The sequence below is a fragment of the Herbaspirillum sp. B65 genome (genome assembly GCF_000333555.1).
GTDB classification, from domain to species: Bacteria; Pseudomonadota; Gammaproteobacteria; order Burkholderiales; family Burkholderiaceae_D; genus Herbaspirillum; species Herbaspirillum rubrisubalbicans.
The window spans coordinates 1-5,595 of sequence record NZ_BADI01000203.1 but is presented as its reverse complement, the minus strand read 5'-3'; the positions used below and the strand labels follow the sequence as shown (position 1 = coordinate 5,595).

General features: G+C 62.2%; 9 protein-coding genes. 6 read left to right on the top strand and 3 right to left on the bottom strand.

Translation table 11 applies throughout. From position 1 onward, the window contains the following. Positions 1–110: 110 nt before the first annotated feature. Entirely contained in the window at positions 111–953 is an 843-nt protein-coding gene (locus I5W_RS05165; RefSeq protein WP_044528436.1) for an anti-sigma factor family protein, read from the top strand. 188 nt (positions 954–1,141) lie between these two features. After that, positions 1,142–1,330, top strand: coding sequence for a hypothetical protein (locus tag I5W_RS05160; protein WP_017450285.1), 189 nt, complete (start codon positions 1,142–1,144; stop codon positions 1,328–1,330). A 76-nt stretch (positions 1,331–1,406) separates the two neighbouring features. Here the strand turns inward: I5W_RS05160 and I5W_RS05155 are convergent, their stop codons facing one another. Further along, positions 1,407–1,742 carry a helix-turn-helix domain-containing protein gene (locus tag I5W_RS05155; protein WP_017450286.1) on the bottom strand — a complete coding sequence of 112 codons (336 nt, stop codon included), beginning with the start codon at positions 1,740–1,742 and terminating at the stop codon, positions 1,407–1,409. After that, entirely contained in the window at positions 1,723–2,100 is a 378-nt protein-coding gene (locus I5W_RS05150) for a type II toxin-antitoxin system RelE/ParE family toxin (protein WP_017450287.1), read from the bottom strand. Before I5W_RS05150 ends, I5W_RS05155 begins: the two co-directional genes overlap by 20 nt. 206 nt (positions 2,101–2,306) lie before the next feature. Here I5W_RS05150 and I5W_RS05145 point away from each other — a divergent pair, with 206 nt between their 5' ends. From I5W_RS05145 to I5W_RS05130, 4 genes are all read left to right on the top strand, one after another. Then, positions 2,307–2,495, top strand: a complete 189-nt coding sequence (locus I5W_RS05145; protein WP_017450288.1) for a YjfB family protein — start codon at positions 2,307–2,309, stop codon at positions 2,493–2,495. Positions 2,496–2,714: 219 nt separating this feature from the next. Beyond that, positions 2,715–3,017, top strand: a complete 303-nt coding sequence (locus tag I5W_RS05140; protein WP_044528435.1) for a helix-turn-helix domain-containing protein — start codon at positions 2,715–2,717, stop codon at positions 3,015–3,017. Further along, positions 3,014–4,351 carry a type II toxin-antitoxin system HipA family toxin gene (locus I5W_RS05135; RefSeq protein WP_044528434.1) on the top strand — a complete coding sequence of 446 codons (1,338 nt, stop codon included), beginning with the start codon at positions 3,014–3,016 and terminating at the stop codon, positions 4,349–4,351. The genes I5W_RS05140 and I5W_RS05135 overlap by 4 nt, the downstream gene beginning before the upstream one ends. After that, entirely contained in the window at positions 4,348–5,151 is an 804-nt protein-coding gene (locus I5W_RS05130; protein ID WP_252716907.1) for a pseudouridine synthase, read from the top strand. The genes I5W_RS05135 and I5W_RS05130 overlap by 4 nt, the downstream gene beginning before the upstream one ends. Before the next feature lie 12 nt (positions 5,152–5,163). On the opposite strand, the gene I5W_RS05125 is transcribed toward I5W_RS05130, so the two are convergent. Beyond that, positions 5,164–5,595, bottom strand: a 432-nt coding sequence (locus tag I5W_RS05125) for an SMP-30/gluconolactonase/LRE family protein (protein ID WP_044528437.1), incomplete at its 5' end; no start/stop codon positions are given.

Here is a 5,595-nt window from a genome sequence, read left to right as displayed (position 1 = left end):
TTCCGGTGGCCCGTGATGTCGCGCCTCTCGCGGGCCCGTGAGCGGCTGCGGCAGTCGATGGATGGGCCCGGTGGCCGTGGCGAAGCCGGCTCGACCCTGAAGGTGGTGAAATGAAGACCCCGGCTCTTTCCGAAGAACAATTGCACGCCTATGCCGACGGCCAGTTGCCAGCGGCGCGTGCCAGCGAGATTGCCGCCTGGCTGGAGCAGGACCCGGCTCACGCCGACGATCTGCAATGCGTGCGCGCCTGGCGGGCGCAGAACCGCGTTTTGCACGCCCATTACGATCCGGTGCTGGAAGAAGCCCTGCCACCCCGGCTGGCTGCCGCCGTGCTGGCCGGTTCCGGCGACCCCGATCAACGTCGTGACGAAATGCCGACCAATCACTGGTCCTGGTGGCGTCATGCGGCCATGCTATTGCTCACGCTGGCCGGTGGCCTGGGGGGCTGGCTTGCCCATGACCTGGCCGACAGCCCCAAGGCGCGGGGAGCGCAGGCCGCGCCCCCGGTATTGCTGGCGCGCCAGGCGGCGGTGGCGCATACGGTATTCAGCGCCGACATCAGGCGGCCGGTGGAAGTCGGCGCCGACCAGGAGCAAGCCCTGGTGACCTGGCTCTCGCGCCGCCTGGGCGCCAACGTGCGCGCCCCCAAGCTGGCCCCGCTGGGTTACGACCTGATCGGCGGTCGCCTGCTGCCGGGCCAGAGCGGACCGGTGGCGCAATTCATGTATCAGGATGCAGCCGGTCAGCGGCTGACCTTGTATGTCTCGCATGAGCAGGTACAGAACCGCGACACGGGTTTCCGCTTCGCCCAGGAAGGCAAAGTCAACGTCTTTTACTGGATCGATGGCCAGTTCGGATATGCGCTGTCTGCCGGCATTCCCCGTGCCGAACTCTCGCGCATCGCCAGCTCGGTCTACGAGCAACTGGCCCCCGGTACCCCAGCGCCGCGCTGAACGTCGGGCCTGGGTTTACACATGCAAAAGCGGGTAAGGATGGGGCAATCACCGTCAAGAGACGTCGCTGCCTGCCGCTAACACATTTACCCATGACGTAAAGCCTGATCCACCATGCTGGGAGGAATTGGGAAACATGGACGATCAGGCGGACATCTGGTTCGCGCCCTTCAGACAAGGAGTTACATATGGAGTTAGCAACGCTGGCCAGCGGTGTGGCCACGGCCTGGTTGGCCGACAAGGCGGCGCAGTCGGTGGGCATCGACCTGGCCAAGGTCGCCAGGACGGCGATGGATGACGTGGTCGGCGCGGCCGCGACCGTGGCGCGCTTACCGGCCAATGTGAACATCGGTCGCATCATCAATACCATCGTCTAGGTGGCATGGGCTTGCCGCATTGGCGCCTGTGCGATCGCACCCCTTGGGGGGGGGCGATTTTTTTGGGGGCTTTGGTTCAGACGACCGTGAGCTTCAATTGTCCTACCGTAGCGGTAGCGGGGCACACCCGGATATCGATGTCATAACCCAGTCGATTCAGACAATCCATTAACTTGCGCTCGGAAAGATTGCTGAAGTCACCGCGCATCATGCCCGACACCTTCGGTTGTGGAATCCCCATGCGCTGCGCCGCCGCTTGCTGGGTAAGTCCAAGGGCGCGCATGGCCTTGCGGATTTCGATCACCAGCCCGGTCTTGATGCGCAGCTTGTCAGCCTGTGGCAATCCCAGGTCCGCGAAGACGTTGCTGGTGCTGCGCAGGACTTCGGTTTCTTCAACGATTCTTTTTTGCATGTTTCAATTCCTCGGCTCTTGCTGCGGCCACGTTGAGACGTGTCCGAACGATGTCCATCTCCGTATGTGGAGTGGCGATGCCGCTTTTGCTCTTTTTCTGAAAGCAATGCAGCACGAACACCGCTTCTTCGAATTTCACCGTATAGACCGCGCGGTAGGCATTGCCCATTTGGTATTCGACAACTTCCAATACCCCGGCACCGCCGAAACCTTTCAAGACCTTGGCCGTATCGTCGCGTTCCCCCATCTGGGCAAGCGACAGGGCAAAGCCGAAACGCTGACGAACCTCCGCAGGCAGCGCCATCAGATCCTTGTAGCTGCTCGCAATCCATTCGAGCGGTTTCTCATTGGTAAACATCCTAACAGGCTATACCTGTTCGGGTAAATAGCCGTTTCCAGTACTTATTGATCTGCAATCAATCGAAGATCATCGAGGTTTCTGTGGATAGAATTGTCTGTATCTCGAAAATTTTCTTGATTGATGTAAAGAAACAGAGTCCAATGCCGTAAATGAAGCACCGGGCGGCGCACCTTGTTGTCCGGTTTCCCCAAAAGGAGTGATCCATGGACGTCAATCAAATCGCATCGCTGGCTAGCAACATGGCTTCGGCGCAGACTTCGGACTCGGTCAATGTGCTGATGCTGAAGAAGGCATTGAACACCCAGGCTGCCGCTGCCGTTGGTGTGTTGCAGGCATTGCCGCCGTTGCCGGCCAATCCGAATATCGGGCGCAACGTCAACACCACCGCCTGAGCGCTTCCACAGGCTTTGAAAACCGCAGCCGGCCACGTGCCCGGTTGCGGTTTTTTTCGTCTATGCCCATCATTTTGCTGAAGTTTCATTCAGCCATCCATCTTAAAAATAACAATAAATTGGTCAAAAAACAAAATGCCTAATAAATTGGTCTTGCATTTGATGTGATGCCTAATACAATGGTCATATCTAAAAAGAACCATTTAATTGGATCTTGTCATGACCAATCTGCAAGACATCGGCCACCGTATCCGTAGCGCCCGCAAGGCAAGAGGCTTGACCGCCATTGCCCTGGCGGAGCTGACCGGGATGCACCGCAACACCCTGCTGGCACTGGAAACCGGGCGCGGCAATATCGAGCTGGTCAAGCTGCTGGCCTTGTGCGACACACTGGACCTGGACCTGCTGCTGCTGCCGCGCCAGGCCGCTCCCTTGCGCGCGGCCGAGACCCAGGGCAACGGCAGCCAGACCGAGCTGGGGCAGCGTCTGCAAGCGCTGATGGGGCCGGGAGGTGGCGCATGAGCATGTTGCGTTCGTTGCGCATCCGCCTGGGGCGTTGCGAGGTGGGCTCGTTGTTCGCCCTCGATGATGGGCGCTGCTACTTCCGTTTCGACGATGCCTACGCCTTGCAAGGACCGCAGCGCCCGGTACTGTCGCAGCTCTACCTGGCCAGTACCGAAGAGCGCACGCGGGCCCAGTTGCTCGACCCGACACTGGCGGCCAATCGCGGCGATGGTCGGGGCGGCTTGCCGCCGTTCTTCCAGAACCTGTTGCCGGAAGGGCAGTTGCGCAAGCACCTGATCCAGCGCGCCGGGTTGGCGCCGGATGATGAATTCGGCCTGCTGGCCTATTGCGGGCGCGACTTGCCGGGCGACGTCTCGGCCCTGGCCGAGGAGCTCGATGAGCGCGAGCTGGGCCGCTTGCTGGGGCAGGGCCATGACAGCTACGAGATGAGCTCGGGCCAGTTGCCAGTGCCGGGCGGGGAATCGCTCTCGGGCGTGCAGCCCAAGCTGGCGCTGGTGCAGGAGCCGGGTGGACGCTACGTGATGCGCTCCAAGGATAGCCAGGGCGGCCATTTCATCGCCAAGCTACCGGCCACCGACTACCTCAACATGCCGCAGGTCGAGTTCGCCGCGTTGACGCTGGCCGCCGCGGCCGGCGTGCAGACCTGTCGCTTCAGCCTGGAGCCGCTATCGGCCATTGCCGATCACCTGCCATTCGGCTTGCGCAACGATGCCAGCCGCTTCCTGCTGGTGCAGCGCTTCGACCGCGATGCACCCACCCCGACCGGCCGGCTGCACATGGAAGACTTCGCCCAGGTCACCGGTACTGCGCCCGGGGCCAAGTATGTGGGCACCTATGCCGCCGTCGGCGTGGTGCTGGCCGAACGCAGTAGCCGTGGCGTGGAGGATGTCTTTGAATTGCTGCGACGCATCAAGGTCAATGAATTGCTGGGCAACTTCGACGCCCATCTGAAGAACTTCAGCCTGCTGTATCACACCCCGCAAGCCGCCGCCCTGTCGCCGGCCTATGACATCGTGGCCTATGCCGCCTACGTGGGCGGGGATGGTCATGCCCTGGCCTTCGTGCCGGGGCAGAAGGGCAAGCAATTGTTGACGCCGGCCATCCTGCGCCAGCTGGCCAACCTGTGGCGCATTCCCGAGCCCAGGCTACAGGCCGTGCTGGTAGAGACGGTCGAGCGCGCCATGACGCAATGGCCGGCCCTGATCGAGCGCCTGCCATTGACCGAGGCCCAGCGTACCAGGCTGCTGGCGCATCTGGAGGCCAATGCCAGCGTGGCCGCCTGGCGCCGTCGTGCTGCGCGCAGAAAGCCCGCCAGCGGGGAGGGCGCATGAGGCCGACCCCGACCCTGCCGATGCGCGATGGTCTGTCGCCCAGTTATCTTTGGTTGCAGCCGGGGCCGTGGCGCGACATGCTGTCCTTCCTGGCCGAACACTTCACGGCGGTGCCGGCCGAGATCTGGCGTGAGCGCCTGTTGCGGGGGGAAGTGCGCAACCAGCGCGGCGAAGACTTGCGCCCGGATTCGGCTTACCGCAGTGGCGACTGCATTTTCTACTACCGCGAATTACCGCAGGGCGAAGAACGCATCCCGGTCGAAGAAAAGATCCTGCACCTTGATGAACACCTGCTGGTGGCCGACAAGCCGCATTTCCTGCCGGTCATCCCGACCGGTCGCTTCGTGCAGGAAACCCTGCTGGTACGTCTGAAGAAAGCCACCGGCCTGCAAGATCTGGTGCCCATCCACCGCCTGGACCGCGAGACAGCCGGGGTGATCGTCTTTTCCCACCAGCGCGCCAGTCGGGGCAAGTACCAGTCCATGTTCCGGGAACGCTCCATGTTCAAGGTATATGAAGCCATTGCCCCGCTGCGCCCGGAACTCCAGCTACCACGGGTGCATCGTAGCCGTGTGGAAGAACTACCTGAACAATTCTTCAAGATGCACGAGGCCCAGGGCACACCCAATTCGGAGACCCATATCTCCTTGCTGGAGGCGCGCGGGGAACTGGGTTTGTATCAGCTCGAACCGGTCACTGGCCGGCGTCACCAGTTGCGGGTGCATATGGCCGCGCTGGGCATTCCCATCCTCATACAGCGGGCGTGGCGCAGATACGACACGCCCGGTTGGCAAGCCTGAATAATTTTGCGACTAGGCAGCGAAACGCACTTCCGGCAAGCCACGCACACCCACCTGAGGCACCGCGAACACCGCACCGGCCAAAGCATCCTGGTCGCGCTGTTGGGCTGACATGCCTTCGTGGGCCGTGGTCACGAACAGGGTATCGAGTGCCGCACCGCCGAAGGCCACGCAGGAAGGCTGCGCCGTGGGCAAGTCAATGATGCGGTCGATCATGCCATCGGGAGCGAAGCGCACCACCCGCGAGCCGCCCCACTGGGCGTTCCAGACATAACCCTCGGCATCGACCGTGGAGCCGTCCGGTCCACCCGGCTGCTGCGCCAGGTCGGCAAAGACGCGCTGGCCACTGACGGCGCCGCTGGCCGGATCGTAGTCGCACACCATGATCTTGCCGGCCATGGAGTCGCAGTGATACATCAGCTGCCATCGAGGCGAAGCAGATGC

Excerpts from the sequence above, each read along its gene's own strand:
- I5W_RS05155 (WP_017450286.1), bottom strand. The coding sequence starts at position 1,742 with ATGCAAAAAAGAATCGTTGAAGAAACCGAAGTCCTGCGCAGCACCAGC.
- I5W_RS05165 (WP_044528436.1), top strand. The coding sequence starts at position 111 with ATGAAGACCCCGGCTCTTTCCGAAGAACAATTGCACGCCTATGCCGAC.
- I5W_RS05145 (WP_017450288.1), top strand. The coding sequence starts at position 2,307 with ATGGACGTCAATCAAATCGCATCGCTGGCTAGCAACATGGCTTCGGCG.
- I5W_RS05130 (WP_252716907.1), top strand. The coding sequence starts at position 4,348 with ATGAGGCCGACCCCGACCCTGCCGATGCGCGATGGTCTGTCGCCCAGT.
- I5W_RS05160 (WP_017450285.1), top strand. The coding sequence starts at position 1,142 with ATGGAGTTAGCAACGCTGGCCAGCGGTGTGGCCACGGCCTGGTTGGCC.
- I5W_RS05135 (WP_044528434.1), top strand. The coding sequence starts at position 3,014 with ATGAGCATGTTGCGTTCGTTGCGCATCCGCCTGGGGCGTTGCGAGGTG.
- I5W_RS05150 (WP_017450287.1), bottom strand. The coding sequence starts at position 2,100 with ATGTTTACCAATGAGAAACCGCTCGAATGGATTGCGAGCAGCTACAAG.
- I5W_RS05140 (WP_044528435.1), top strand. The coding sequence starts at position 2,715 with ATGACCAATCTGCAAGACATCGGCCACCGTATCCGTAGCGCCCGCAAG.